The organism is Nocardia sp. CDC519, assembly GCF_059509835.1.
Genome location: NZ_CM183377.1, coordinates 3,898,575 through 3,925,162, shown reverse-complemented (window position 1 = coordinate 3,925,162; position 26,588 = coordinate 3,898,575). Strand labels below are relative to the sequence as shown.

Here is a 26,588-nt window from a genome sequence, read left to right as displayed (position 1 = left end):
GCGTGAGCGGATTCCACGAAGAGGAGAGATCCATGCTCAGATCCCGCTCCTTCCGTTCCACCATCGCCCGAGTTTGCGCAGTGCTCGCGCTCACCGGTCTCGCCACCACAGCCCTGCCCGCCGTGGCCGCCGCACAGGACCCGCGACCACCCGTCTCGCTCATCGCTACGGTCTCGGGCACCACCATCGACTACACCATCGACAATGTGCCCAACCGGCGCGACGTCTTCCCCGTGATCCGGGGTGAATGCACCACCGCCGTCGTCGACGTACTGGTGGCCGCACCGATCCTCGCTCCCGCCGCCATCGACACCCTCAGCGGACGCGAACCCGATGTTTTCGCACTGCTGCAACGGCTGATCGCCGAGGGCGCGCTCGCCGCGGGCCCGCGGATCCAGCTCGCCTCGGCGACCGGGCAGATCACCGGTTCGTTTCCCGGACTCCCGCGCGGGGTCTACGTGGTGGGCACGATCTGCAATCTGAATCCGCTCAGCGCGGAATTCGATCCGAATCTGTTCGATTTCACCCCCGCAGTGGTCACCGATCTGCGTTCGGGATCCTCGGCGCCGGCGCCCGCTGTCGAATCGATCACCCAGAACTGATGACACCCTGAGAGTAATGCCATAACATTCTCTCAACGAGTCGGAGGGTTTCCTCCGGCCCACTCGGCATGCGCCCGACAAGCCACGCCACCACCCAGCGCCCCGGCCGATCGTCCGGGCGCCCGGCATGAGGAGCCCCTGTGACAACGACCGACGCCGCCCCCGCGGACACGGTGCTCACCTCGGTCGACCCCGCCTCCGGCGCGACCCTGGCCACCTACCCCATCGCCGACGAGGACGCCGTGCGCGCCGCCGTCGCCACCGCCCGCAAGGCCGCCGAGACCTGGTCCGCACTCGATTTCGACGAGCGCCGTAAAGCGTTGCTGCGCTGGTCGAGCCGGCTGGTCGCCGATTCCGACGAGTTCTGCGCGCTGATCCACGCCGAGAACGGCAAGCCGCTCGACGACGCCTTCCTCGAGCTCATGCTCGCCCTCGAGCACATCGCCTGGGCGGCCAAGCACGCCAAGAAGGTGCTGGCGCCCAAGAAGATCTCCCCCGGCGCGCTCATGTCGAACTTCTCGGCCCGGCTCGAGCATCGCCCGCTGGGCGTTGTCGGCGTGATCGGCCCGTGGAACTATCCCGTCTACACCCCCAACGGTTCCATCGCCTATGCGCTCGCCGCCGGCAACACTGTGGTGTTCAAGCCCAGCGAATACTCCACCGGCATCGGCAATTTCCTCGCCGAGGCGTTCACCAAGGCCAATCCGGACCTGCCGGAGGGCGTGTTCACCACCGTCAACGGTTACGGCGCCACCGGAGCGGCGCTGGTGCGCGCCGGCGTGGACAAGATCGCGTTCACCGGCTCGCCCGGCACCGGTCGCAAGATCATGGCGGCCGCCGCCGACACCCTCACCCCGGTACTGCTGGAATGCGGCGGCAAGGACGCCGTGATCGTGGCACCGGACGCCGATGTGAAGGCCGCGGCGGACGCCGTCGCCTGGGGCGCCACCTCCAACAGCGGCCAGACCTGCGCCGGCGTCGAGCGCGTGTACGTGCATCGCTCGGTGCGCGAGGAGTTCGTGGCCGAGGTGAGCCGCATCCTGACCGATGTCAAGCCCGGGGCCGAGGCCGGTGCCAACTACGGCCCGATGACGATGCCGAGCCAGGTGGATATCGTGCGCCGCCACATCGACGACGCCATCGCCAAGGGCGCCACCGCCGTGGTCGGTGGTCCGGAATCGGTCAAGGCCCCCTTCATCGAGCCGGTCGTGCTGCTGGATGCCCCCGAGGATTCGGCGGCGGTCAAGGAGGAAACCTTCGGCCCCACCGTGACCATTCGCACCGTCGACAGCGTCGACGAGGCGATCGCCCTGGCCAACGACTCCACCTACAGCCTCGGCTCGGCGGTGTACTCGCGCAAGCAGGGGCTCGAGATCGCCCGCCGGCTGCGCGCCGGGGCCACCTCGGTGAATTCGGTGCTCGGCTTCGCCGCCATTCCGGGGCTGCCCTTCGGCGGCAGCGGTGATTCCGGCATCGGCCGCATCCACGGCGAGCAGGGCCTGCGCGAATTCGTCAGCCCCCATTCGATCGCGATCCAGCGGTTCAGCATCCCGGGTATGACCCTGCTCAGCTACTCCCGCACCCAGTCGACCATGAAACTTCTGCGTCGCCTGGTGCCGGTGTTGCATGGGAGGCACAAGTAACAGAACGGGCGGATTGCACGCCGCCCGTGTATCCGCGCCGCGGATAAGCGAAGATGGACGGGTGAATTTCTGGCCAGCGCCCCATGTCGACGCCCCCGTGCACGCGACCGTGACCCTGCCCGGATCGAAATCGATCACCAACAGAGCACTGATCCTGGCCGCGCTCGCCGAGGGGCCGTCGACGATCACCGGTGCGCTGCGCAGCCGCGACACCAACCTGATGATCGACGCGCTGCGGGCCCTCGGCGTGCGGATCGACGGGGATGCCGAAACTCTCACCGTCACCCCGGGCACCCTGCGCGGCGGCTCGGTCGACTGCGGGCTGGCGGGCACCGTGATGCGGTTCCTGCCGCCGCTGGCCACTCTCGCCGACGGTGCGGTGGCCTTCGACGGAGACGCCCAGGCCCGGGTCCGCCCGCTGCGCACCATCCTCGACGCGTTGCGCGGGCTCGGCGCGCGGATCGAGGGTGACGCCCTGCCGTTCACCGTGCACGGCGCAGCAGGCCTGCGCGGCGGTGCGGTGACCATCGATGCCTCGGGTTCCTCGCAATTCGTCTCCGGCCTGCTGCTGTCGGCGGCACGGTTCGACGAGGGAATCACCGTCCATCACGACGGCAAGGCGCTGCCGTCGATGCCGCATATCGAGATGACGGTGGAAATGCTGCGGCACGCCGACGTGCAGGTGCAAGCGCCCGCCGACAGCCGCAAGGCGCAGACCTGGGTCGTGACGCCCGGCCCGATCGCAGCCGTGGATTGGGAGGTCGAGCCGGACCTGTCGAACGCGACGCCGTTCCTCGCCGCGGCGGCGGTCACCGGAGGTAGCGTCAGCATTCCGCACTGGCCGCGGCTGACCACCCAGCCCGGCGACGTCATCCGGGAGATCCTGGTGCGGATGGGCGCCGAGGCGCGCATCTTCGACGGTGTGCTGACCGTCAGCGGCCCGGACCGGCTGGCCGGTATCGACATCGACCTGCACGACGTCGGCGAGCTCACCCCCACCGTGGCCGCCCTCGCCGCGCTCGCCGATTCGCCGTCCTACCTGCGCGGTATCGCGCACCTGCGCGGGCACGAGACAGACCGACTGGCCGCGCTGTCCACCGAGATCAACCGGCTCGGCGGCAATGTCACCGAGACCGAGGACGGACTCGAGATCGTGCCCGCTCCGCTCACCGGCGGCCGCTGGCATTCCTACGCCGACCACCGGATGGCCACCGCCGGTGCGATTCTCGGCCTCACCGTCCCCGGGGTCGAGATCGAGGACATCGGCACGACGGCGAAAACCTTGCCCGATTTCGTGTCGCTGTGGGAACGGATGCTCGATCCCGCCGATCAGGGAGCGGTGCGCTGAGCCGGCGCGGGCGCTCTCTGGCCGGCTACGACGAATCCGATGTGCGGGTGCGTCCCGGTAAGAGTTCGCGTCCGCGCACCAAGACCCGTCCGCAACACAACGATGCCGAATCCGCCATGGTGGTGTCGGTGGACCGAGGCCGCTGGGGATGTGTGCTCGATGGGGATCCGGACCGGCTGATCGTCGCGATGCGCGCGCGTGAGCTCGGCCGGACCCCGATCGTCGTCGGCGATCAGGTCGACGTCGTCGGCGATCTGTCCGGCAAACCCGACACCCTGGCTCGCATCGTGCGCGTCGTCGAACGCCGAACGGTCCTGCGCCGCACCGCTGATGACACCGACCCCTTCGAGCGGGTGGTGGTCGGCAATGCCGAACGGCTGTTCATCGTCGTCGCGCTGGCCGACCCGCCGCCGCGCACCGGATTCGTGGAACGCGCCATGGTCGCCGCGTATGCCGGTGGGCTGCAACCGATCCTGTGCCTGACCAAACACGACCTGGCCGCCGACTCCGAATTCGCCACCCTCTTCGACGATCTCGATCTCACCATCGTCTACGGCGGCGTCGACGACCCCATCGAGCCGGTGCTCAACCTGCTCACCGGCCACCTCACCGCCTTCATCGGTCATTCCGGCGTCGGCAAATCCACTCTCGTCAACCGCCTGGTCCCCGACGCCGACCGCGCCGTCGGCGAGGTTTCCGGCGTCGGCAAGGGCAAGCACACCTCCACCCAATCGGTGGCCCTGCCCCTGCCCGCGGGCGGCTGGGTCATCGATACCCCGGGCGTTCGCTCCTTCGGGCTCGCCCACATCACGCCCGACGATGTCATCGCCGCCTTCGCCGATCTGGCCGAGGCCATCGAGGATTGCCCGCGCGGATGCACCCATCTCGGCCCACCCGCCGATCCGGAATGCGCATTGGACGAGCTACCGGGCAAACAGCGGCGGGTCGCGGCGATCCGGCAATTGCTGACCGCACTGAACTCCAACGACCCCTGGTGATCCGATCCGGTGCGGCGGTGCCGGATGCGACGACGATATGAGCCCCCGGCCCGGCGAAACACCGGGCCGGGGGCTCGTCCACCAGCTCATTACCGAACGTTCAGGCCGGTCATTCCTGAGCGATCAGTTCGGCCAGTGGAATCTCGCGGGAGGACCGCCGGGCGATGAACAGCGCCGCACCGACCGCGAGGAAGGTGAGCGGCAGACTGAGTACCAGCAGTGGCACCGGGACCGTCACCGGTGGCAGCAGGCCACTCTGCACCGACAGGGCACTCATCATGGCGGGTATGGCCAGCAACCCACCCGGCACGGCGACGAGCCAGGCCACGATGGCGATCACCACCGCCTCGATGAGCAGTTGCCGCCGCACCGAGGTGCGCGCACCGCCGACCAGCCGGGTCAGCGCGATACTGCGTTGCCGCTCGGCCAGATTGGAGGCCAGGGTCGCGGCACCGACCGCGGTCGCCACGATGAACATCACCCAGGCGAACGCCTCGAACGCACTGACCAGACGCCCGGTCAGCGAGACGAATCCGGCACGCAGACCGGCCGCGTCGGTCGACTGCGCCCGCGGATACCGATCGTGCAGCATCGCCATCACCGCCTGCTCGACCTGGCCTCGATCGGCTCCCGGCAGCAGGTCGATGCCGACGGTGGTGATGTCACCATTGCCCGCGATGGTGCGGAACAGGCTTTCGCTGACGATGATGGTGCCGCCGTCGGACACCGAATCGTCGACGATGGCGGTGATACGCACCTGCCGGTGACCATCGGGGGTCGGCAGGTCCAAGGTGTCGCCGAGGTCGTAGTTCTGAGTGCGGGCGAAGTTCGACGTCACCGCCACCGTGTCGTCGGTGAGGCTGTCCAGCACCTGCTCCGGGCCTTCGAGCACCTGGAGCCGGGTCAGCTCACCGAGCCGCTGCCCGGACCACGACCACAGCGGGTAGCGGGTGTCATCGATGCCGACCGCGGTGAGGGAGAAACCGTAGGCCGAGCGGACACCGGGCAAGGTTTCGAGTTCATCGAGCATCGACATCGGTAGTGCCTCACCGGTGAGCAACTCACCGGTCGGTGCCGCCTGGACGAACAGATCGACCGAGGACCAGCGGTCCACCGAGTTGCCCACCTCGTTCTTGATGCTCGTCGACACCCCGGACATCGAGATCGACATGACCATCGCCACCGCGAACGTGATGGTCAACGCGGCATTGCGGCGCCAGCCCACTTCGAGATGGCGACCGACGAACATGCCGGTCGGCCCGCTCGTTCCGGTACGCAGACCGGCGCCGGCCAGCACGGGAAGCACCGTGGCCAGCACCGCGACCGCGAACAGCAGCGGCACCAGCGCCGCCGATTTGAACAGCGGCGGTGCCAGCAGCAGGATCAGCACCCCGAGCACCACCGCCACCACGGCGCCGGCCAGCGGCGCGGTGACCTTGGAGGTGCGGACCGCCTGGGTGTCGCGGTTGTTCATCGCGTCGATCGGCGCCACCGAGCGCAGCCGCCGCAACCCCGACAGCCAGGCGAAGCCGAACATCACCACCGCGCCACCGAAGGCGCCGAGCACCGCGGGCAGCCAGGGGAAGCCCGGATTGAGCGCCTGCTGGGTGAGATTGGTGATCTGGGTGGTGAACGCCGATAGCCTGCTGCCGAGGAACAGGCCCGCGACCGCGCCGATGAGATAGGTGAACAACAGAATCGGCAACATCACCGCGCCGGAGCCGAGGATCAGATCGCGGTGACGCGCACCGAGCAGGCGCAACCGTGACAGAATCGGCGCCGCATCGGCCAGCACCAGACGCCAGGTCAGGAACAACACCACGCCCGAGGTCATGATCGCGATGGCGGCGAACATGGCCAGGATCGACAACGGGGTCTTGAACGTGCGGTTGTAGCCGGAGAGCAGATCCGCGGGCGCCTTCACCACGGCGGCACCGTCGAGCAGGGAACGGGTCTTGTCGGCGATCGCGTCACCGCTCGCGCCGGCGCCGGGCTGCATCAACAAGACGTCGGTGCGGTCGCCCCGGTCGAACGCGGTCGCGACATTGCCGATCGGAGCGACCAGCACGGCACCGCCATTGGCGAAGTCCTGCTCGAGCAGTCCGGCGACCTTCCACTGCTGCCGACCGGTCGGGGTCGACACGGTGACGGTGTCGCCATCGGCGATGCCCTTGTCCGTGGCCCAATCCCGCGACATGTACACCGTATTCGGGGCGAGCAACCCCATATTGCCACCGCTCAATGCCGTGGGCTCCAGCATGCGGGGCAGGTTCAGATCGACGCCGAGCACGACCACCGAGGTGAACTCACCATCGACATCGATCTTCGTATTTCCCACCAGCATTCGCGACCGCACCGTGCCGGTCTCGCTGCCGATCTTGTCGACCAGATCGGCCGACATACCGGCCGGCGATTGCGCCTCCACCGCGAGGGTTCCGGCCGCGAAACCCTGCACCGGAGCGCTGCGCACCGCGCCGAGCACCGTCGCGGCGATGAGCAGCACCGCCGTGGTGAGCATGACACCACCGATGCCCGCGGTGATCGCGGCGGTCAAACGGATCGGGCGGCGAATCCAGCTGTAGGCGAAGGCGCGGGCGACCGTCAGCGCCGGTCCGATGCCGTTCACACACCCACCTCGACGTCCTCGAGGGTGCCGTCGACCAGGCGAACCACCCGGTCGGCCTCGGCAGCCAGATCCATATCGTGGGTGACCATCACACCCGCCGATTCGTGCTGGCCGACCAGCTTCTTGAACAGATCCATGACGATCCGGCCGTTCTCGGAATCCAATGCGCCGGTGGGCTCGTCGGCGAACACCACGGCCGGTTTACCGACGCAGGCACGCGCGACCGCGGCACGCTGGGCCTCACCACCGGAGACCGAGGTCGGCCAGGCGCTCAGCCGATGTCCGAGGCCGACATCGTCCAGCATGGCACGTGCCGCGCGCAACGCCTCCGAACGTTTGGTGCCCGCGAAGATCAGTGGCGCGGCTACGTTCTCCTCCAGCGTCAACGATGTCACCAGGTTGTCCTTCTGCAAGACGAACCCGATCTGGGCAGCCCGAATCCGCGACATCTCGGCGTCGGTGTAGTCGGTCAGGTTGCGGCCGAGCAGGCTGACCGAGCCGGACGTCGGAGTGTCCAGGCCGGACAGCAGATTGCACAGGGTCGACTTGCCGCTACCGCTCTTACCGACGATCGCCACGATCTCACCGGAGGACACGCTGAGCGTGCAGTTGCGCACCACATGGATCACCGACTCGCCATCACTGAAGTCCCTGCTCACGTCGTCGGCTGCTACCACAATGCGACTATCGCCCATCGGACGTCCTTTCGATTTCGACGAACCCACCCTGATCAATGCTGGGTGATTATATTGAGGACCACCAGTAGGGCGATGCCCAATTCGAGAATCCGCCTGCCCAGCAGGCGAGCCGACAAGGCATCGTCGGCACCGTCTCGGAACTGCTTCACCCGTAGCGCGCCGATCGGGATCAACATCGCCAGATACCACGGCGAAACACCGGCCGCCGCGACGAATCCCACGACAACCACCGGCTCGGCCACCATGAAACCGATCACCATTCGCTCCACGCTGCGCGGTGCGGCTTTGGTGACCATATTGATGCGACCGTTGGCCAGATCCACCTCGCGGTCGTGCAGATTGGAGTACATCGACACCAGCATCTGCCACAGTCCGAGCAGCAACGTCTGCATGATCACCACCGGCTTCATCTCGCCGGTGAACAGCAGATACATCACCGGAACCGGCAGGCTGATCCCACAGAAGAGAACCAGCTCCTGACCGCCGATATGGCTCAGATTCAAGCCGTACGAATATTGCAGGCAGAGCACGACCATCAGGGCCGCGAAAATCACCAACCAGATCGGATGAAATGGCGCGGCAATGAATCCGATCGTCAGCAGAATACCGCCGACAACCGTGCACGACCAGGCGCACCAGAGGGCCTCGCGCAAGGTGAGCTGACCGAGGATCAGCGGTTTGTATTCGGCTTTGCGCTTGAAATTCGGATTGTCCAGATAGTTGCGCGCATCCGAACCGTCCCGGAAACCCGAGATATCGTCGAACGACGCGGTGGCATGGTGCAGCAGATAGTATCCCGCGAACAGTGCCAGCATGCACCACCAGTTGCCGGTGTCACGCAGCACCGCGTACGGCAACAATGACAGCGCGACCAGAAAACACAAGTGCTGATCGAAGAAGTAGATGTTCCCGAGTCTGGCGTAGGCGCCGACCTTCTCCGTGGTGACGACCATCGAACCGGGCATGGTATTTCACCTCCATCAACCGCGGCCCGCGGCGGCTGCGATCGCCACAGCCTGGCAGTTCGCCTCGAATGGCGGCAATGGCAGAAGGTTGCCAGTCGCCAGCAGCATGCCGAATGCGGATGAATGGAGGCAGCAAAGTCATCCCGGCGCGCACGCATTCATCGCACCGCCCAGAAACGAATCGAGAACTCGTTGCGCTCATTCGTGGTCGGCCTCGGACATTCCGGTAGAGATCTGCACCTGCGGGTGCTGGACACCATTCGCCGTCGCCGTCGAGCAGATCCCGCGCTGGCCGAGGTCTTCGACGAGACCACGCCACTGGGCTTCGACCCCGCCGCCACCGTCACCGATGGGGTCGAGCCCGTCGCGTCGCTGGCGGAAGCAGCCGTTCGCTGCGACCCCGCTGCCACGATGGTGCATCTGTGCACGCCGCCGACGGTGCGCGATACGGTGGTCGCGGAGCTGGCAGAGCTGGGATTCGGCAAGTTCCTGATCGAGAAGCCACTCGGCACCGATGTCGCCACCACCGAACGCGTCCGCGCGCTGCGCGATCGATACGGCCTGGATATCGCGGTGGTCGCACCGTGGCTGTTCAGTGAGGTAACCGCGCGCATCAAGGCGATCATGGCCGCGGGCACACTCGGCGAGGTACGGACGGTTTCGATCCGCCAACGCAAACCCCGGCTGCAACTGTCGCTGCGCTCACGCAGCCACACCAATGCCTTCGATGTGGAACCGCCGCACAGTGTGGGCGTGGTGCTGTCCCTGTGCGGCGATGCCACGATGACCTCGGCCTGGATCCGCGACACGCCGCCCATGCGGCACCAGGTCGTGCCGGATATGGGCGGAGCGGGCATGAAGCTGCGCCATACGAATGGCACGGTGACCGATATCGTGTCCGACCTCGACAGCCCGTTCACCGAGCGCCGGATCACGGTGCGGTTCGCCAACGGCACGGTGACCGGCAGCTATCCGATCAACTCGGTCGATCTGGTGGGACGGATATCGGTGCGCGCGGCCGGCGCCGACGGCCTGGCCGCGCCGGCCATCGAAACCTTCGACGACGATGCGATGTTCGCCTGCTTTGTCGACACCTACCGCCGTTTCAGCGGCACCGCGGCCGGTCCGGCGGTCTCGTCCCTCGAACTGAATCAGCGGGTGGTCGCGGTGCTGGCCGAGGCGAAGACCCATTGCCACAACACCCGAGCCCGCGCCGAAGGACGGTGACGCCGATGCGCCCCGAACCCGCTGACCGAACCCAACCGAACCCGCTCGCCGGGATCGGTGACGAAGCCCATGCCGACCTCGGTGAGCAGTTGCGCGCCCTGAACGATCTGGGCTGGCCGGGAATCGAATTGCGCACCATCGACGGCATTGCGCTCGCCGATCTGGACGACGCGCGATTCGAGTCCGTAGCGGACGCGGTCGCCGAGTCCGGGCTCGACGTGGTGTGCCTGGACTCGCGAATCGGCAACTGGGGCCGGTCCATCGCCACCCCGATGGAGCCCGATCTGACGGAGTTGCGCGTGCTGGCCGATCGGGCCGCACGACTCGGCTGCCGGTATGTGCGGGTGATGTCCTATCCGCGGGACGAGACGAGCGCCGACGATGCGCGGTCGCAGGCACACTGGCGGGCCGAGGTGCTGCGGCGGATGCGCCTGCTCGCCACGATCGCGCACGACAGCGCGATCGTGTTGCTGCACGAGAACTGCGCCGGTTGGGCGGGCACGGATCCACGGCGCGCGGTGGATCTCGTCGCCACCGTCGACTCGCCGGCGCTACGGTTGCTGTTCGATACCGGCAACGGTCGCGCCTACGGCTACGACGAGGTCGACTACCTCGCCGAAACAGTCGAATTCGTCGAGCACGTACACGTCAAGGACGCGGTGGGCACGGCGGCGAACACCCGGTATGTGGCACCGGGCCATGGCGAATGCCGCGTCGCCGAGAGCATCGGCCTGCTGCGCGCGCACGGCTACCGCGGCTACTTCTCCATCGAACCGCATCTGTCGCTGCGCCCGCACGAACAACTGACCCAGATCGGCGACAGTAGCGAATTCGTGTCCTACGGTCGCGATTTCGAGCGGTTTCTGGCCGAGCACGCCGCTGCGGGAACGCGCGCATGACCGGCACCTTCACCGAGTCCGATCTGGCCTTGCTGGTCGAACTGCTCGCCATGCCCACCGTAGGTCCGATGGAGGACCCGAACGGACCGCCACCGCGGCTGCGGGCGGCCGGCCGGCGTTATGCGCAGGCGGCTGCGGGCTTCGGTATGCGGGTGCATTCGCACACCGCGCCCGACCCCGCGGTGCTTCAGCGTCCCGACGTGCCGCTGACGGTGCGGGAGTGCGCGGCCGAGCGGGCCGATTTCCTCGACTGTCAGCCGAGCCTGGTGTTGCGGTGGGGCCCAACGGTCCCGGTGGAACGCACGATCATGTTCAACGTTCACCTCGATACGGTCGCCGGAGTCCCCGAACCTCGGGTGGAGGGCGGCCGGGTCATCGGCCGCGGCGCGATCGATGCCAAGGGTCCCGCCGTGGCACTGCTGGCCGGACTTCGATCGGCGCTGTCGGACCTGGACCCGGCCGGCAGCCAGTTCGGGGTACTCGTGCAGGCGGTGGCCGGGGAGGAGGGCGGGGCCATGGGCACCTTCGGCACCCGGCCGCTGCTCGAGGCGGGGCTGTACGGCCGGATCAATGTCTTCTGCGAGCCCACCGGGGGGCGACTGCTGACCCGCAGCACCGCGGCCATGACCGCGCGGATCAGCGTCACCGGCGACGATGCCATCGACGACCGGCCCGGCACCGGACACAACGCGAGCGTGCTCCTCGGCTACCTCGCGCACGCCCTGGCCGAAGCCGCGCCGCGATGGGCCGACGGTGGGCGCGTCTGCGTGGCCGGTTTGCACACCGGCGAGGTGCACAATCGGGTCTACGGCAGCGGCACCCTGCTGCTCAATATCGCCTACGCCGACACGGCCACCGGCAACCGCATCCGATCCGCCCTCGAGCAGCTGTTGCCCGGGCTGCTGGCCGACTTCTCCGCGCGGCACGCCGATTCGGTCCTGCTGGGACGCACCGCGGCCGATGCCGCCGCCATCACCCACCTCACCTGGCTCAAAAGTGGTTTGCCCGCGCTGGATTCGCAGGACAGCCACACACTGCGGATCGCGGCGGGCGCGGCCGAGATCCCGCTGGTCCCGGCGGACGAGCCGGGGTTCACCTGTGATGCCATCTGGCTCGCCGAACAGCCCGACGTGGGCGCGGTGATCTTCGGACCCGGCGATCTCGACGCGAACAACGCCCACGCCGCGGGCGAATTCGCCGAACTGGCCGATCTCGATACCTACGCCGGGCAGATCGGCGGCCTCGTCGGCCGCTTCGCCGCCGCGATCGCCACCGACCCGACCCTGGAGAGGAGCTACACCCGATGACGACATCGGAAACCGACACCGCCACCGCGGTCCGGATCGGCCATGACGAACTGGTCGAGTTCACCGCCGCGGTGTTCACCGCCCGTGGGCTGTCCCCACAGCGCGCCGCGGTAGCCGCCGCGGCGCTCGTCTACGGTGATGCCGCCGGTATGAGCTCGCACGGTCTGGCCAATCTGACCAGGCTGTATCTACCGCTGTTCGACGACGGCCGGGTGGATCCCGCCGGCGAACTCACGATCGTCTCCGACACCACCGCGACCGCGATCATCGACGCGGGCCGCTCGCTCGGGCTGTGGACGGCCGGAGCGGTCCTGGCCGAGGCGGCCGACCGCGCTTCGCGTCATGGCGTCGGTATCTGCTTCGTGCGCAATGCCACCCATTTCGGCTGCGCGGGCTATCACACCGGCGAGTTCGCCAAGCGTGGACTGATCGCGGTGCTGTCGTCCAATTGCGGTGCACAACGGATCACCCGGCCTCCGGGTGGCAGCTACGCCATGCTGGGGACCAATCCGCTCAGTGTGGCCGCACCGGCCGGGCCAGGTGCCGCACCGTTCGTACTGGATATGAGCACGACGTCGGTGCCGACGGGCAAGATCCGCGCCGCCGCTCGACGTGGTGAGCCGATCCCGCCCGGCTGGCTCGTCGATCGCGCGGGAACTCCGGTCACCGATCCCGGTGCGCTCGATCGTGGCGACGGCTTCCCCGTCTGGTTGGGTGGGCAGCCCGAAACCGGTGCGTACAAGGGTTATGGACTGGCGCTGACGGTGGAGATCCTGTCGGCCCTGGTGTCCTCGGCCGGTCTGGGGCCCGCCACCGAAGCGTTCACCGGCACCGGTGGGCCTACCGGTCGCGATGACAACATCGGCTATTTCGCCATGGTGATCGATCCGGCCGTCAGCCGTGGCGACGACGGTTTCGATGCGGCTGCGCACGCCATGTTCGCCGCCCTGCGCGCCTGTGCGCCGGTAGATCAAGCACATCCGGTCTCCTATCCGGGTGTGCGCGAACATGAGCTGTCCGAGGCCGCGCGCATCGATGGCGTAACGGTGTCGACGGCACTGTATTCCGAGCTTCTTGCCGTCGCAGCGGCGGCGGGGCTGGACGCGCCCGAGGCGGTGGTGGAGTGAACGCTCCGCTCCGGATCGGGCTGATCGGACTCGGCGTCATCTCCCGCTACTATCTGGCAGCGTTCGAGCAGGTGCCGGGGGTGGAACTGATCGCGGTGTGCGATGTCCGCGAGGATCGGCTGGCCGCCTGCGCCGGGACCCATCGCCGTTTCGCCGACCACCACACCATGCTGGCCGAGGCCGATCTCGATGCGGTGATCGTGAACGTACCCAACGATATCCACGCTCAGCTGTGCTCCGATGCGATCCGCGCCGGTGTCGCGGTGTGCGTGGAGAAGCCGCTGGCCACCGACCTCGACGATGCCCGTAGGTTGTGCGCCGAGGCGAAGGCGGCACGTGTCACGCTCTTCACCGCCTTCCACCGCAGGTACAACAGCCACTTCCGCGCCCTCGTCGAACGCGGACGCGAGCACGGCGCGGTCCGCGCGGTGCGTGCCCATTACGACGAGCTCATCGAAGATCACATCGGTGACGACAACTGGTATCTCGATATGAGCCGATGCGGGGGTGGCTGCGTCGCCGACAACGGGCCCAACGCGATCGACACCGTCCGCATGTTCCTGCCCGAGCTGTCCTTGACGGGTGCCGATATCCGTCGTGACAGCGCGGGCGTCGACCGATGGGCACGACTGCTGTTCGACGCGCCCGGGGGCGCGAGCGCCGAAGTGCTACTGGATTGGGCCTATCACGGCGGGGAACGCAAGGACGTCGAAGTGACCTACGCCGACGGTACGGTGCTCTACGCCGACGCGCTTGCCGGCGTGGACGAGTTCAAGGGTTCCTTGTGGCATGAATACGCCGGAATCCTCGCCGATTTCGCGGCCAGGGTACGCACCGGCGACGACTACGGTGACGACGGGCTGATCGCGCTGGAACTGGTCACCGCTGCCTACCGGGCGGCCGAGGTGGAGAGGGTGCGATGAATCCGGTCGAAGACGGTGACAAGTGCACGGTGGCCGGCTCGGTGGTGAAGGTGCTGCGGCACCGGCGCGACGATCGTGGGATGGCCGTATCGGAATTCGCCAGCCGCTGCGTGCTTCGCGGCGAGATCCATGAACTGGTGACCACCGATCACGACGACACCGCCATCGGCGCCCGGGTGGACCGGGTCGGATTCCTCGGGTTCACCGAGATCTGCGCGCCCGGTGTGATCGACCGCGGCGACCGAGTACATGTCGACGGAGTAGCGATCGGCGAAGTCCTCGGATTCGACACCTGCCACGTGCCCAACCACTACAACATCCTGATCCGCACCGAAACCCCGCGCACCGGTCCCGAACTGGGGTTGCGTCCGGGTTCCTCGATCACTTTCACCCAGTCGTGACCGCGCGCTCGGTGCACGCTCGCGCGCTGGCCGGGGCACGGGCACTGTGGCGCGATCTGTCGGTATCCGCGGTGGTCGCCGGGTTCATTGCGGTCGCGGTCTCCTATGCCGGTCCGATGGTGGTGGTCCTCGCCGCCGCGTCCGCGGGCGGGTTGTCCGACGCGCAGACAACCTCCTGGGTATGGGCGATCTCGATCGGCAGCGGCACGGTGAGCCTGGTCGCGAGCGCGTGGACCCGGACCCCGATCGTCGCCGCCTGGTCCACCCCCGGTGCCGCGCTGCTCACCACCGCGCTGGCCGAATACGGCTATCCGGCGTGCGTGGCGGCCTTCGTCGTGTCGGCAGTGGCGACGCTGGTGGTGGCGGCGACCGGATGGTTCGGCCTCGTACTCGAACATGTACCGGCACCGGTGCTCTCGGCGGTACTGGCGGGCATCCTGCTGTCGTTCGGACTCGATGTGTTCCGGTCCATGCGTGATGACGTCCTGGTACCGATGCTGGCCCTGGCCGCGTACCTGGTCACCAAGCGGTTCTCGGCCCGCTATGCCGTGATCGCGGCGTCGGTGGCCGCGGTCGCCGCCGCGGTGGCCGCGGGACAGGTGCACGTGCCGACCGGCGATTGGGGTGCGGCGCATCCGATGGTGACCGTCCCGCAACCGACCGTACCGGCGATCGTCGGGCTCGCCCTGCCCCTGTTCGTGGTCACTATGGCAGCTCAGAACGCGCCAGGACTGGCGGTGCTGCGTGCCTCCGGTTACCGGGTCGACGATCGTAAGGTACTCGGTTGCACGGGTTTCGCCTCATTGGCCTTGGCGCCCTTCGGTGCGCATGCCATCAACCTGGCCGCGATCACCGCCGCGATCTGCGCCGGAGCGCAGGCCCATCCGGATCCGCGGCGCCGCTACATCGCCGGTATCAGCTGTGGTGTCTGGTATCTGGTAATCGGTTCGGCGGGCGCGGCGCTGCTGACGATGTTCTCCGGTCTGCCCGAACCGCTGGTGCTCTCGGTGGCCGGTATCGCGCTGCTCGGCGCACTGCTCACCGGACTGACCGGCGCCATGGAATGCTCCAGGACCCGGGAGGCGGCATTGCTCGCCCTGCTCGTCACCGCCTCCGGTGTGAGCCTGTTCGGCATCGGCTCCGCGTTCTGGGGCCTGGTCCTCGGAGTGGTGGCCGATCGGGCGCTGAACCGGCGCGACCGGTCCGAGGACAGCGACAACAGCACGGCGGCCCGGCCGTCTCGGTAGAGACTGCCGGGCCGCCGAATCCGATGGCCGCCGGCCGATCAGCCGGCGAACATCCGCAGTTCCCGATGCAGCAGATGCCAGAGCGTGTGGTAGCTGTCGAGCATCGGCGAGGCGACGTAGTCGTGCTGCCCTGACTCGATAGCGGCGACCGCGCCCGCGAAGCGCTGTGGGTACCCGGCCCAGAGCGCGCCCGCCGCGCCGATCTCGCCGAGCAGGCCGGCATGCTCGGCGTGGAAGTCCGCCACCGCGGCCGCACCCGCGTCGCTGCGCTCCCGCTGAAACGCGGTCACCACCTGCTTCAGCACCGGATCGGCCCGCTCGAACCGATCGAGCAGCCGGACCAGCTCCGCGGCCTCGGGCAGCACCCGCTGTCGGAGTTCACCCGTCAGCGCGCGTTCGGCGGTCGCGGTGCCCTCCGGCGTCAGCCCGTGCAGCTGTCCCTTGGGCGTCTGCACCGATCGCACCGATCCGGCGCCGGTGAGCGCGGCCAGTTCGGCATCGATGTCGATACCGTCGAGATCGGCGACCGCGGCGGCGAGCCGGTCACGGTCGAGCCAGCCCGCCACCCGCAGCGCCTGTAGCAGCCGCAATCGCATGAGATCGTCGTCGATTGTTTCGCCGATCATCGTCTAACTCCTTTCGTTGACGGCACCACCGGCCCCGGCCCCGGCCAGCAGGGTTCGCACCTGGTGCTGCCGATCCGACCCCGCCGGTTCGGGTCCGAGCAGATCCGCAGGCCACGGCACCGCGGTGCCCGATTCCACCGGCACCTCGCCCGCCCAGATCCGGCCGGTCGTGCCGCATACCGTCACGGTGGTGTCGGGTGCCAGACCCACCACCGATTGCGATCCGTCGCCGACACCCACCACCGCGGGCACCCCGAGCTCACGGGCCACCACCGCGGCATGGGAGCCGAAACCGCCCTCCATGGTGACGATTCCGGCCGCATTGACCATCCCGACGAAATCCTCCGGTTCGGTCCGCGGACGCAGCAGCACCACCGGCTCGTCCGGATGCGCGAGCACCTGCTCCGACGCGCACACCACGCGGCCCACCGCCACCCCCGGCGACGCGGGCACCCCGGTGGCCAGCAGGGCGGCATGGCCCTCGGCCGCCCGCGCCGTGGAATCGGCACCGAGCGCCTCGGCCGACAGTCGCGTCAGCGCGGTGTCGCGGTCGAGCACCCCGCTCCGCCACGCGTCGATGGCGACATGGGTGTGCGCGGCCGGGGATGCGGTGGCGGCACGCAGCTGTACCAGCCACAACGTGCCCGTTTCGACGACGAACTCCACCTCGACCAGGTGCTTGTGCCAGCGGAACAATTCCCGCACCACGGCATCGAGGTGTGCGTAGGCGCTCGGGCACTGGGCCGCGAGCCGGTCCAACGGCTCGGGTGTCACCTGCCCCGCCACCAGGGCCTCGCCCGTGCTGGCCGGCAGGTACTCCCCGGACAGACCCGGACGTCCGGTGCGCGGATCATGGCTGAAGGCGACGCCGCTACCGGAGAGCGCCCCGGAACCGAACGCCATCACCTGCACCACGACCGCCGGCCCGTTGTCCTCGCCGATGTCATGGGCACGGCGGTACTGCCTGGCCCGCTCGTTGTCCCAGGACGCCCGCACCGCTTCGACGGCGGCCAGCACCTGATCCACCGGATCAACGCCGGGATCCGATCCCACCTGCGCCCGCAGCGCACGCCGGCCCTCGGCCACCAGCGCAGCGGCGGGTTCGTCGCCTGCCAGCAGGACCGAGAGCGCGGGTAGATCGTGCTCCCCCAGCCCTACTGCCAGGATCGTGTCCATCATGCCCGGCATGCTCACCGGCGGGCTGGATCGCACCGCGAACCCGACCGGACGATCGGCGCCCATGAGCGAGTGCGCCCGCGTGCGCAGCTCGCCCAACAGCTCGGACACCTCGTCCCTGGCGACCCCCGCGGCGACGTGTTCGGCGGTGAGCACATCGAACGGCGGCACCGGGTAGCCCCGACCGGCCAGTTCGACAAGGTGGAATCCTTTGTTGCCCAGACTCTTCCGATCGCGCTGCGACATCAACGGCACCCCCACAGCGGCGAATCCGAGCCGACATGTCCCCATTTCGCCGCGACGGCACCGGACTCGATGGCCTCCCACAGCGGAATCCGTTTGGGCTTACCACTGGTGGTCCGCGGAATGGCCAGCGGTGCCACCGTCGCCAACGCGGCACGCTCGGCGGAGATGCCGGAACGGGCCAGCACGGTCAGCGCCTTGGCGGTGCGCTCCTCGGTGAGTAGCTGCTGGAACGCGATCAGCACCGCTGGCGCTGTCTGCGCGCCCAGATCACGCAGCACCACCACGATCTTGTCGTGCGGCATCCCCAATCGTTCGGCGAGCGCGATCTCGAGATCCTCGGCGGTGACGAACTGGCCGTTGACCTTCACCGAATTGCCGAGCCGGCCGAGTACATACACGCGCCCATCGCGGCAGAAACCGAGGTCGCCGGTGGCGTAGCGCCGGGGTTGGCCACCGTCGGCGCCGTCGTTCAGATAGCCGCTGAACAACGCAGGCGATTCGACGACGAGCTCACCGATGTGGTCCTCGCCCAGCGCGTTCCCGTCTTCGTCGGCGACCGAGACCGCAGCACCGGGCAACGGCACCCCGCAGTCGACCACTCGCACGACATCGGCGTCGGCCTGAACCGGTTCCCGCAGTGTCTCGGTGGCCCGCACCCGCACCGGCGCCCCCGCGCGCAGACTGGCGGCATCCACCAGCAGCGCCTGGACCGGCTCGCGGCGAGTGGTCGAGACCGCCAAGGTCGTCTCGGCCATACCGTAACCGGGAGTGATGACATCGGCGCCGAAGCCGAAGGGCTCCAACAGCTCGTACAGCGCCCGCATGGCGCCGAGCGAGATCCGGTCCGAACCGACGATCAGGGTGCGCCAATCGGCGAAGTTCATCCCGGCCAGACTCTTGGCGCTCACCGTCCGCACGATCCGCTCGATAGCGAAGTTCGGTGCGGCCGAATGGTTCACCGCATACTTGCCGAACAGCTCCAACCACAGGCCAGGTCTGCGCACGAACTGTTCCGGGCGCATCAGCCACAGATCCTTACCGTGGCTGACCGGGGTCAGGAAGTTGCCGATCAACCCCATATCGTGGTGCAGCGGCAACCAGGACCCGAACGACTCGGTCTGATGGGCGCCGCGCACATACAGCGCGGCCTTGAGCATATCGATATGGGCGACGATCGAACCCGCACTCAGCCGCACCGCACGCGGAGTACTGGTGGAACCGGAGGTGAACTGGATCAGCGCGGTCTCATCGCCGAGCACCGGATCCATCACGGTGGCAGACCCGGCCGCGACCGGGGCGGTGGCATCGATGCGGGCGGGCGCGGCGACGGCGCCCCACGGGGCCGGTGGCAGCAGCCGCAGAGTCGCGGGCTCCGCGATCACGGCTGCGGGGTCCAGCGCGCACAGCAACGCCCGCACATAGTCGGCGTAGGGTGTGCTGCCGTGCAACCCTGGCGGCGCCACCACGGTCGGCACCGCGCCCATCGCCATCGCGGCGAAGAAGAACCGCACGAACGGCGCACCGGAGGGCAGGAGCAGCGCTACCCGGTCCCCCTTGTGAATTCCGTGCTCACGCAACGTTTCCACAGCACCGAAGGACTCATCGGCCAGCACCGGGTAGGGATGGTGCGCCCATTCGGAACCCTCGCACAACGCCAGCCCGCCATCGGCTACCGGCTCGAGCAACCATTCGGCGACCGACTTCATGCCGCGCCTCTGTTGTCGCCGTCCTCGTCCCGGGACTGCCGGTAGATCCGCTGGATCAATCCGACCAGATCAGCCACCGTCTCCACCGACCCGATCTCGGGGTTGTCGATGAGTTCGATGCCGTAGCGTTCCTCGACCCGGGTCATGGCTTCCATCAACGACAGCGAATCCAGGTTGATGTCCTCGCGGATCGAATCGGTCATCCGCAGGTCCGGACGGGGACGACCGACACCGAGTTCGTCCTCGATGGCCGACAGCACCACCTGCGGATCCTCCAGCGCCGCATCCTCAGCCGACCGCTGAGCGCGGGATGCGTGCTCACTCATAGGACCTCTCCTTTGTCATCGATGATTGTCACCAGGCCCTTGTCACCGTCGACATGGACGCGTTGACCGGGCTTGATCTCGGTCGCGAGTGGATGGGACACCACTGCCGGAATGCCGATCTCGCGGCAGATGATGGCCACATGGGAATAGCGGCTGCCGCGCGCGGTAACCACCGCCGACACGAACGGCAGCAGCGGCATGATGTTGGCGTCGGCGCTCTCGCACACCAGCACCGCACCGGGCTCCGAAGGGATCTCGTCGAGTCCGATCGCGACCCCGTCGTAGGTGCCCGCCGAGACCCCGCACGGCGTGCGCACCGGCTGATGGGCACCGGGCGCACCGGGGGTGAAGTCCAGGTAGTCGGGCATGTGCAGAGCCAGCGAGTCCTCACACGACTGCCTGCGGGCTTCGATCTCGACCGCGTCGGGCAGGGCGTCGGCACGCAGTTCGGACATCGACAGATACGGCCAATCGTCCTGGCCGACACCGCGCAACCGGGCCAGCCGCGGGATGAACCGGCGGTGGGCGTGCAGCAGCCGCATCGCCAGTGACTTGCTGTGCTCCCGCAGCGCCATGACGTCACCGAGGAACAGCACGGTGGCATCGATACCGCGCCCGCGCCAGGATTCGTGCATGCCGACCAGGGCCTCGCGCGGCGTCAGGTCGACGTGGTCACGTCCGGTCCGCACGGCCGCGCCCATCGGCGGCAGGGTGAAGTCGCACCACGGCGCGGTGGTGTCGGCCACCTCGTAGAAGGGTTGTTTGACGAATTCGGCCGGACCGCCCGCGATCGGCGCCAACTCCACCAGCGGCCCCCAGGGCAGCTCCGCCGGCTCCTTGAGCCAGTTGACCACCGAACTACCGTGTGCGGCCAGCCGATTGATCGCGGTGCGCTGGAGAACATCGGCGGCGATCGAACCGGAGGTGCCGATGATGTGCAGGTGCCAGGCCGATTCGAGCAGGGTATTGCCCACTTCGGCCAGTTCTCCGAGCCGCCAATCGGCACCGGCGTCGAACACGTCCTGGACCAGGTTCTCGAAATCGAACACCCGTTGTTCCAGCTCGATCACCCGCGGGCGCAGATTGACCAGCTCGCGCAGCATGCGCGCGGTGGCGCGATGCCGGGTGATGCGGCCCGGCCGTTTGCCGAGCAGTGCCGCTGGTGGTTCGATCCCCTCGAAATAAGCCGCGGTCACATCCTCGGGGGTCAGCAGGTCGACATGTTCGGCGATATGGCAGTACGCGCTGAGATTGTGGTACGGGCGGCAATGGAAGTAACCGGTGAACACGTAGTGCGATCCGGTGGCCCAGGTCGGAGCCCGCAGGATATCGGAGACGAACCGGCGGGTACCCAGTTCCATCGGCCGCCCGACCAGCGACCACGACATCGGCGAGAGCCGTTCGGGTGCGATCTCGCCGAAGTTGCCCGCGGAATAGACCTGCAATATGGGATGCGGTGCGGTGTCCACCCGGCAGCGGCCACCGGTCGCCATGGATGTCGTCACAGTCGCCCTCCCTCGGCGATGGTCGCGATGGCACGGTCGGGCAGGCACAGCGCGCGTCCGGTCTCGGCCAGATAGTCGGGGGTGGACTCGACCGGCCCTCCGGGGAGCTCATCGAGTATCCGCGGATCGAAGCGGAACAGCGGGCGCGCGTAGTCGGCGACCCCGGATTCGATGCCGAAGCGCCGCGCCAAGCCGCGCTGCATTCCGAGAGCGAACCCGCTGCCCGCCACCAGCTTCGGTGTCACGCCACGGGCGCGGCACAGCTCGGTCAGCACATGGGCGAGAGTGGGCAGGGCCGGATCGAAATAGGTGTAGGTGCGCACCCCCGGCTCTTCCGATGACAGCAACCGCGCCACCACGGTCGAGCTCGCACCGATATCGGTGGCGTACACCGGGTATTCGCCGCGTTCGGCCAAAGCCAGCGGCATACCGCTGAGCAGATGTCCGAGCGCGGCGACCGGTCCGCCGGTGCGCGGAATGAGGTGCGCGGGCGCCGGGCCGAGCAGCGTACCCAGCCGCAGCACACTCACCGGTAGGTTCCGTTCCCGCCGGACCAGCAGTTCGGCGCGGTACTTGGCGTATTCGTACCAGTTGCGGAAGGTCTGTCCGCGCGACAGATCCCGGTTGGTGATCAGTCCGCTCGCCCGCCCGAGTGCCAGCACACTCGACACATGCACCAGCCGGCGCAATCCGGTGCATTCGCCGGCGAATTCGAGGACCGTCCGGGTGCCGTTGACGTGCAGGTTCACCATCTCGGTTGGCTCGGAGGACATCCCGACCGAACCGACACAGGACACGATCGCATCGACCTGAGCCAGCTGACCGCGCACCGCCGGCGAGAGCCCGAACCCCGGGACGCAGACATCACCGGCCACACCGATGCCTGCCAGCGCCGAACCCGACCGGCTCAGCTCCACCAGTTCATGACCCTGTTCGGCCAGCCGACCGACCACCGCGTGGCCGAGGTAACCGCTGGCCCCGATGACCAGTACCTTCATGCGAACCTCCCCAGCGGCAGATCGGCGAAATCGTCGGCAGGGCGGGCATAGTCGAGTCCGAACGCCACATCCAGCACCGTCTCGGCCGTCGTCTCGGGCACCCAGCCGCCGGTCAACGCGTGCAGGCGCGAACGTTCGAAGACCCGATCGATCGAGACATAACGCAGTCCGAAGAGCCGGTTGCCCATTTCCCGGCTCCACCGCGCGTATTTCAAGGCCACGTTCTCTGTCAGCCGTTGCGCGCGCGGCGAGACGGTCACCAGTCGCGGTGGCTGATAGCGCCCAGCCGTGTCCTTGGAGCGCAGCAGCGTCATCAGTGCCTCCAGGGTGGGCGCATAGTCGCCCGCGCACAGGTGCACCAACGCGCCACCGCGCCAGCTGTCGTGGTCGGTGCGGGCGCCGTGGTCGAGTAGGCGCACCAAACCCTCACCGACGACATCGCGCGGCAGGATGTCCACCCGCGCCCCGCGCTGCACCGGCAGCACCGGCATCTGCCCACGCGACAGCGGCGTCACCAGCTGATACAGCGAGCTGTACCGGGTGGTCGAGCGACTGCGCGAACTGCCGATCACGCCACCGATGCGCGCGATCAGCACCGGGTGCCCGGTTTTGGCGGCGGTACGCAGCAGATGCCGTTCGGCGAACCATTTGCTCAGCTCGTAAGGCGTCCGGTCGGGATGCGGATCGTGCTGCTGCTCGGCGATGCGACCGCCCATGGTGCCGGCGACATAGGCGGTACTGGTGTAGAGGTAGGGCACCGGTCGGCCGTGCCGCTGCGAAAGCCGCTGTGCCAGTTCGAGTCCGGTCACCGCACCCAGATAGTTGATGCGGTCCATCTCGGCCTGTGAGGCGGTCCAGTCGACGACACCCGCCAGATTCACCACGGCACCGATCGCATCGAGGCGATCGACCTGCGCATCGTCGAGGCCCCATGACGGTGCGGTGACGTCACCGATCAGCTGGTCGATCCGGTCACCCGCTCCGGGTGCGCCCGCCAGGTTGTTGCGCAACCGGCGGCGCACCAGCGCCGTCGGTGTGAACGGTGACTGCGACCCCAGCACCTCTTCGGCGAATCCCTGCCCCACCTGGCCGCTGAGGCCGGCCACCAGGATCGTCGGCCGCGCCGCGCTCATGTGGTGATCCGGATCAGTCGGTCGTACATCTGCGGCAGACCGGTCAGCGTGTCGCTGACGATGGCCAGCATCATCTCGTCGGTGCCCGCCCCGATCCGGGCCACCCGGATGTCGTTCCAGAACTGCCCGAACGGCGTTTCACCGGTGAGATAGCCCGGACCGCCGAAGGTTTGCATCGCCTCGCTGATCAGGCGCTCACCTGCGCGAGCGGCCTGGAGTTTCAACCCGGCGATACGCGAGATCAGCGCGCGGTCCAGCGGCCCGGCCATCACCTGGCGGGCCACCTCGTCCACCGCGCACTTGAGGACATCCGCCTCGGCCTGCAACTCGGCCAGCCGGAAGGCCAGATACTGGTGATCACGCAGCCGCTTGCCGAATTGGGTGCGCCGTTCGCTGTGCTCGACGGCCAGCCCGATAGCGGCGGCACAACCACCAGCCACCTGCGCCGCGATCGCCAAACGCTCGAACGACAAACCATAGTTCAGGTTCAGCACACCGAGACCCGCCCGGCCGAGCAGCGCGTTCCGTGGCACCTCGACTCGGTGGAACTCCACCGCGACGGTGTCGAGTGCGTGGGTGCCCAGTTTGTCGTGCTCTCGAATCCGGGTGGCCTGCGCCAGCGGCACCACGATGGTGGCATGCCGATCGGTCGGCGTGCCGTCGGCATCGGTCATCCGGCACAGCACCACCGCGAAATCGGCAACCGCGCCGAGGGATACGTACTTCTTGGCGCCGTCGATCACCCAGCCCGATGAGGTGGGTCGTGCCGTCGTGCACACCGCCGACAGGTCGCTACCGCCACGTGGTTCGCTGGCCGCCACCGCACCGACCATCCGGCCGTCCACGGCATCCTCGCGCAACTGGTTCAGGTAGTCCGAATCACCGGCGAAGCGGTGCAGCATCGACAACACGGTCTCGGTGTGCAGCGATACCCCGATCGCGATGCCCGCGGGCGCACGCGAACTCAATGCGTCACCGAGGGCGACACCGTAGGCGACATCGCCGGCCGGATTGTCGCCGACAGCCCAACGCCGCCGCAGCACCCCCTGTTCGGCGAGCCCGGTCAGTACCTGGCGCGGGAATCGGCGTGCGGCGAAGGCGTTCTCGACGCCGTCCATCACCTTCTCCACCACTGGTCCGAGCTCCGCTGCCGCGGGCCCCTGCTGTGTCCTCGTCGGACCTGCCGTCACGTCGCACTCCTTCGTATTTCTTCCCACCGGTCGCCGGCCGATCACGTCCACCGACCGGTGCCATAGGTCTCGTCGGTGCCGAGCACCGACGCCCGCAGCGCATGGCGGCGCACCTTCCAGGTGGCGGTGCGGGGCAGCTCGGCCCAGGGCAGCACCACGGGCTGGTCCAGCGGTGGCAGGTCACGCACGGCGTCGGCCCACTCCGCGGCGTCGAGTTCGCGGTCCAGGCACAGCACCGGCAGCGGCAGCCGACCCGGCACCCCGAGGACGGTGACTTCGGTGGCGTGCCGGAGCCGGTCGAGCAGCGTGCTCTCCAGCTCGAGCGCGCTCATCCCCGGGATCACATCGACCTCGCGATCGACCAGCCGGATCCGGCCCAGCCAGTCGCGATAGCCGACATCGCCGGTGTTGAACCACATTCCGTTCCGCTTGCGGTCGTGGCGGTCGTTCTCACCGAGGTAGTCCAGGCATCGGCCCTTGGTACTGGCCAGCATCAAGCCCTGGCGGGCGCGCCCGATACCGCGCCGCTGACCGGTCTCCTGGTCGACGATGCGCACCCTGGCCACCGTGGGCACCGTCCAGCCGACATCGTTGGTGACCGGCACTCCCGTGCGGCGCAACCGCCGCCGAGTGAAGATCGCGCTCGAGATCGGACCGCATTCGCTTTGTCCCCACGATGCCACCCACAGCGGCAGCCTGCGCCTGGACGCGTTCAAGAACGCGCGCACCGTCGGCGGATGCACCATATCGAAGGTGGAGATGTAGAGCCGGACCTGCGAGAGCTCCTCGGCATGGGTGTCGGTCAGCGATCGCCAGCGCTGGAAGACATTGGGGCAGGCCTCCACACTCGTCGGGCGGTGGGTGCGCAACACCTCTCCCACCCGATCGGGGTCGTTGTCGGCGACCAGCACCAGTTTGGCGGGAGCGAACCGGGCCTGCGCGACCATCCAGGTCACCGCCCGCCAGTGCGCGAACGAAATCGACGACAGCACGGTGTCTTTGCGCTTGCTCACCACGAACGGCAGCCGCAGCAACTCCAGCCTGCTGGCCTCGACCAGGGTCCGGGCGGACTGGACCACGATCTTGGGCACGCCGGTGGTGCCCGAGGTGTGGGTCATCATCATCGGCACGTCGTGCTCGATGGAGTGCACCGGTGCCGGTGCGGCGCCGCGGACATCGTCGAGCGCGATGGCGCCGACGGGCCACTCGGTGCGATCCACAGGCGTGCCGGGTGAGTCCAGCACGACGGTGCGCACTCCGGCCAGCAGATCCGAACCGGCCTTCAGGATCCGGGACACGACATCGGTCGAGGTCACCACCAGCGCGGGTTGCAGCCGGGCCAGCAGGGCACGCAAGGCGTCGGGGCCGTTGGCGGCGGCGATCTGAGCGGGCACGGCGCCCATGCGGATGGCGGCCGCCGAGGTCAGCAGGATGTCGAAGTGATTGTCCTGGATCACCGCCACACGATCGCCGGGACGCACCCCGGCAGCCGCGATCCACCCGCTGGTCTGGGCCACCAGATCGGCGAGAGCCGCCGTGCTGTAGAGGATTCCCCGATCGGGAGCGATCGCGAACGGGCGGTCCAGATGGAATTGCGACGCAACGGGTTGTTCCGCCATCCGGTCGAACAGCAGGCCGAAATTGATCGGTCGTGCCATGGTGTACCCCTGT

General features: G+C 68.2%; 23 protein-coding genes. 11 read left to right on the top strand and 12 right to left on the bottom strand.

Annotated features, from left to right (window positions below; translation table 11 throughout):
• Window positions 1-32: 32 nt before the first annotated feature.
• From AC5W7N_RS17500 to rsgA, 4 genes are all read left to right on the top strand, one after another.
• Complete coding sequence (locus AC5W7N_RS17500) at window positions 33-602, top strand: hypothetical protein (RefSeq protein WP_194992777.1); 570 nt, start codon at window positions 33-35, stop codon at window positions 600-602.
• Between the two features lie 140 nt (window positions 603-742).
• Window positions 743-2,245, top strand: a complete 1,503-nt coding sequence (locus tag AC5W7N_RS17495; RefSeq protein WP_495921900.1) for an aldehyde dehydrogenase family protein — start codon at window positions 743-745, stop codon at window positions 2,243-2,245.
• A gap of 61 nt (window positions 2,246-2,306) precedes the next feature.
• The gene (gene aroA / locus AC5W7N_RS17490; RefSeq protein WP_195006755.1) at window positions 2,307-3,593 is read left to right on the top strand and encodes a 3-phosphoshikimate 1-carboxyvinyltransferase; all 1,287 of its coding nucleotides are present in this window, start codon (window positions 2,307-2,309) and stop codon (window positions 3,591-3,593) included.
• Window positions 3,590-4,591 (top strand): ribosome small subunit-dependent GTPase A, encoded by a 1,002-nt coding sequence (gene rsgA, locus AC5W7N_RS17485; RefSeq protein WP_228807156.1) that lies wholly within the window; start codon window positions 3,590-3,592, stop codon window positions 4,589-4,591. The genes aroA and rsgA overlap by 4 nt, the downstream gene beginning before the upstream one ends.
• A gap of 109 nt (window positions 4,592-4,700) precedes the next feature.
• Here the strand turns inward: rsgA and AC5W7N_RS17480 are convergent, their stop codons facing one another.
• From AC5W7N_RS17480 to AC5W7N_RS17470, 3 genes are all read right to left on the bottom strand, one after another.
• The gene (locus AC5W7N_RS17480) at window positions 4,701-7,217 is read right to left on the bottom strand and encodes an ABC transporter permease (RefSeq protein ID WP_195006756.1); all 2,517 of its coding nucleotides are present in this window, start codon (window positions 7,215-7,217) and stop codon (window positions 4,701-4,703) included.
• Window positions 7,214-7,876, bottom strand: coding sequence for an ABC transporter ATP-binding protein (locus tag AC5W7N_RS17475; RefSeq protein ID WP_324196624.1), 663 nt, complete (start codon window positions 7,874-7,876; stop codon window positions 7,214-7,216). The genes AC5W7N_RS17480 and AC5W7N_RS17475 overlap by 4 nt, the downstream gene beginning before the upstream one ends.
• A 71-nt stretch (window positions 7,877-7,947) precedes the next feature.
• Entirely contained in the window at window positions 7,948-8,880 is a 933-nt protein-coding gene (locus AC5W7N_RS17470) for a UbiA family prenyltransferase (protein WP_195006757.1), read from the bottom strand.
• Window positions 8,881-9,072: 192 nt separating this feature from the next.
• On the opposite strand from AC5W7N_RS17470, the gene AC5W7N_RS17465 reads away from it, so the two are divergent.
• From AC5W7N_RS17465 to AC5W7N_RS17435, 7 genes are read left to right on the top strand one after another with little or no spacing between them, the layout of a single operon-like run.
• Window positions 9,073-10,107, top strand: coding sequence for a Gfo/Idh/MocA family oxidoreductase (locus tag AC5W7N_RS17465; protein ID WP_194990144.1), 1,035 nt, complete (start codon window positions 9,073-9,075; stop codon window positions 10,105-10,107).
• A gap of 5 nt (window positions 10,108-10,112) precedes the next feature.
• A complete protein-coding gene (locus AC5W7N_RS17460; RefSeq protein WP_194990145.1) occupies window positions 10,113-11,006 on the top strand; it encodes a sugar phosphate isomerase/epimerase family protein in 894 nt (297 codons plus the stop codon).
• Window positions 11,003-12,313, top strand: coding sequence for a M20/M25/M40 family metallo-hydrolase (locus AC5W7N_RS17455; protein WP_195019893.1), 1,311 nt, complete (start codon window positions 11,003-11,005; stop codon window positions 12,311-12,313). Before AC5W7N_RS17460 ends, AC5W7N_RS17455 begins: the two co-directional genes overlap by 4 nt.
• The gene (locus AC5W7N_RS17450) at window positions 12,310-13,440 is read left to right on the top strand and encodes an Ldh family oxidoreductase (RefSeq protein WP_194990147.1); all 1,131 of its coding nucleotides are present in this window, start codon (window positions 12,310-12,312) and stop codon (window positions 13,438-13,440) included. The genes AC5W7N_RS17455 and AC5W7N_RS17450 overlap by 4 nt, the downstream gene beginning before the upstream one ends.
• A complete protein-coding gene (locus AC5W7N_RS17445; protein WP_495921899.1) occupies window positions 13,437-14,363 on the top strand; it encodes a Gfo/Idh/MocA family protein in 927 nt (308 codons plus the stop codon). Before AC5W7N_RS17450 ends, AC5W7N_RS17445 begins: the two co-directional genes overlap by 4 nt.
• Window positions 14,360-14,764, top strand: coding sequence for a DUF6917 domain-containing protein (locus AC5W7N_RS17440; protein ID WP_194990148.1), 405 nt, complete (start codon window positions 14,360-14,362; stop codon window positions 14,762-14,764). Before AC5W7N_RS17445 ends, AC5W7N_RS17440 begins: the two co-directional genes overlap by 4 nt.
• Window positions 14,761-16,011, top strand: a complete 1,251-nt coding sequence (locus AC5W7N_RS17435) for a benzoate/H(+) symporter BenE family transporter (RefSeq protein WP_495921898.1) — start codon at window positions 14,761-14,763, stop codon at window positions 16,009-16,011. The genes AC5W7N_RS17440 and AC5W7N_RS17435 overlap by 4 nt, the downstream gene beginning before the upstream one ends.
• Before the next feature lie 38 nt (window positions 16,012-16,049).
• On the opposite strand, the gene AC5W7N_RS17430 is transcribed toward AC5W7N_RS17435, so the two are convergent.
• The 9 genes from AC5W7N_RS17430 to AC5W7N_RS17390 are packed head-to-tail and all read right to left on the bottom strand — an operon-like array spanning window position 16,050 to window position 26,575.
• Window positions 16,050-16,637 (bottom strand): hypothetical protein, encoded by a 588-nt coding sequence (locus AC5W7N_RS17430; protein WP_194990150.1) that lies wholly within the window; start codon window positions 16,635-16,637, stop codon window positions 16,050-16,052.
• Between the two features lie 3 nt (window positions 16,638-16,640).
• Window positions 16,641-18,059: a PEP/pyruvate-binding domain-containing protein gene (locus tag AC5W7N_RS17425; RefSeq protein WP_195019897.1), complete on the bottom strand. Its 1,419-nt coding sequence runs from the start codon at window positions 18,057-18,059 to the stop codon at window positions 16,641-16,643.
• Entirely contained in the window at window positions 18,059-19,765 is a 1,707-nt protein-coding gene (locus AC5W7N_RS17420; protein ID WP_495921897.1) for an AMP-binding protein, read from the bottom strand. Before AC5W7N_RS17420 ends, AC5W7N_RS17425 begins: the two co-directional genes overlap by 1 nt.
• The gene (locus tag AC5W7N_RS17415) at window positions 19,762-20,091 is read right to left on the bottom strand and encodes an acyl carrier protein (RefSeq protein ID WP_194990153.1); all 330 of its coding nucleotides are present in this window, start codon (window positions 20,089-20,091) and stop codon (window positions 19,762-19,764) included. Before AC5W7N_RS17415 ends, AC5W7N_RS17420 begins: the two co-directional genes overlap by 4 nt.
• Window positions 20,088-21,596: a PEP-utilizing enzyme gene (locus tag AC5W7N_RS17410; protein WP_194990154.1), complete on the bottom strand. Its 1,509-nt coding sequence runs from the start codon at window positions 21,594-21,596 to the stop codon at window positions 20,088-20,090. Before AC5W7N_RS17410 ends, AC5W7N_RS17415 begins: the two co-directional genes overlap by 4 nt.
• Complete coding sequence (locus tag AC5W7N_RS17405; RefSeq protein WP_195019899.1) at window positions 21,593-22,594, bottom strand: NAD-dependent epimerase/dehydratase family protein; 1,002 nt, start codon at window positions 22,592-22,594, stop codon at window positions 21,593-21,595. The genes AC5W7N_RS17410 and AC5W7N_RS17405 overlap by 4 nt, the downstream gene beginning before the upstream one ends.
• The gene (locus tag AC5W7N_RS17400; RefSeq protein ID WP_194990156.1) at window positions 22,591-23,727 is read right to left on the bottom strand and encodes an SDR family oxidoreductase; all 1,137 of its coding nucleotides are present in this window, start codon (window positions 23,725-23,727) and stop codon (window positions 22,591-22,593) included. The genes AC5W7N_RS17405 and AC5W7N_RS17400 overlap by 4 nt, the downstream gene beginning before the upstream one ends.
• Window positions 23,724-24,968 (bottom strand): acyl-CoA dehydrogenase family protein, encoded by a 1,245-nt coding sequence (locus AC5W7N_RS17395; protein WP_495921896.1) that lies wholly within the window; start codon window positions 24,966-24,968, stop codon window positions 23,724-23,726. The genes AC5W7N_RS17400 and AC5W7N_RS17395 overlap by 4 nt, the downstream gene beginning before the upstream one ends.
• Window positions 24,959-26,575, bottom strand: a complete 1,617-nt coding sequence (locus tag AC5W7N_RS17390) for a class I adenylate-forming enzyme family protein (RefSeq protein WP_195019901.1) — start codon at window positions 26,573-26,575, stop codon at window positions 24,959-24,961. The genes AC5W7N_RS17395 and AC5W7N_RS17390 overlap by 10 nt, the downstream gene beginning before the upstream one ends.
• Between the last annotated feature and the right edge of the window lie 13 nt (window positions 26,576-26,588).

Bases quoted from the DNA above. Each gene is read 5' to 3' on its own strand.
- AC5W7N_RS17500 (WP_194992777.1), top strand. From the start codon at position 33: ATGCTCAGATCCCGCTCCTTCCGTTCCACCATCGCCCGAGTTTGCGCA.
- AC5W7N_RS17470 (WP_195006757.1), bottom strand. From the start codon at position 8,880: ATGCCCGGTTCGATGGTCGTCACCACGGAGAAGGTCGGCGCCTACGCC.
- AC5W7N_RS17460 (WP_194990145.1), top strand. From the start codon at position 10,113: ATGCGCCCCGAACCCGCTGACCGAACCCAACCGAACCCGCTCGCCGGG.
- AC5W7N_RS17455 (WP_195019893.1), top strand. From the start codon at position 11,003: ATGACCGGCACCTTCACCGAGTCCGATCTGGCCTTGCTGGTCGAACTG.
- AC5W7N_RS17450 (WP_194990147.1), top strand. From the start codon at position 12,310: ATGACGACATCGGAAACCGACACCGCCACCGCGGTCCGGATCGGCCAT.
- AC5W7N_RS17440 (WP_194990148.1), top strand. From the start codon at position 14,360: ATGAATCCGGTCGAAGACGGTGACAAGTGCACGGTGGCCGGCTCGGTG.
- AC5W7N_RS17430 (WP_194990150.1), bottom strand. From the start codon at position 16,637: ATGATCGGCGAAACAATCGACGACGATCTCATGCGATTGCGGCTGCTA.
- AC5W7N_RS17425 (WP_195019897.1), bottom strand. From the start codon at position 18,059: ATGTCGCAGCGCGATCGGAAGAGTCTGGGCAACAAAGGATTCCACCTT.
- AC5W7N_RS17420 (WP_495921897.1), bottom strand. From the start codon at position 19,765: ATGAAGTCGGTCGCCGAATGGTTGCTCGAGCCGGTAGCCGATGGCGGG.
- AC5W7N_RS17415 (WP_194990153.1), bottom strand. From the start codon at position 20,091: ATGAGTGAGCACGCATCCCGCGCTCAGCGGTCGGCTGAGGATGCGGCG.
- AC5W7N_RS17405 (WP_195019899.1), bottom strand. From the start codon at position 22,594: ATGAAGGTACTGGTCATCGGGGCCAGCGGTTACCTCGGCCACGCGGTG.
- AC5W7N_RS17400 (WP_194990156.1), bottom strand. From the start codon at position 23,727: ATGAGCGCGGCGCGGCCGACGATCCTGGTGGCCGGCCTCAGCGGCCAG.
- AC5W7N_RS17390 (WP_195019901.1), bottom strand. From the start codon at position 26,575: ATGGCACGACCGATCAATTTCGGCCTGCTGTTCGACCGGATGGCGGAA.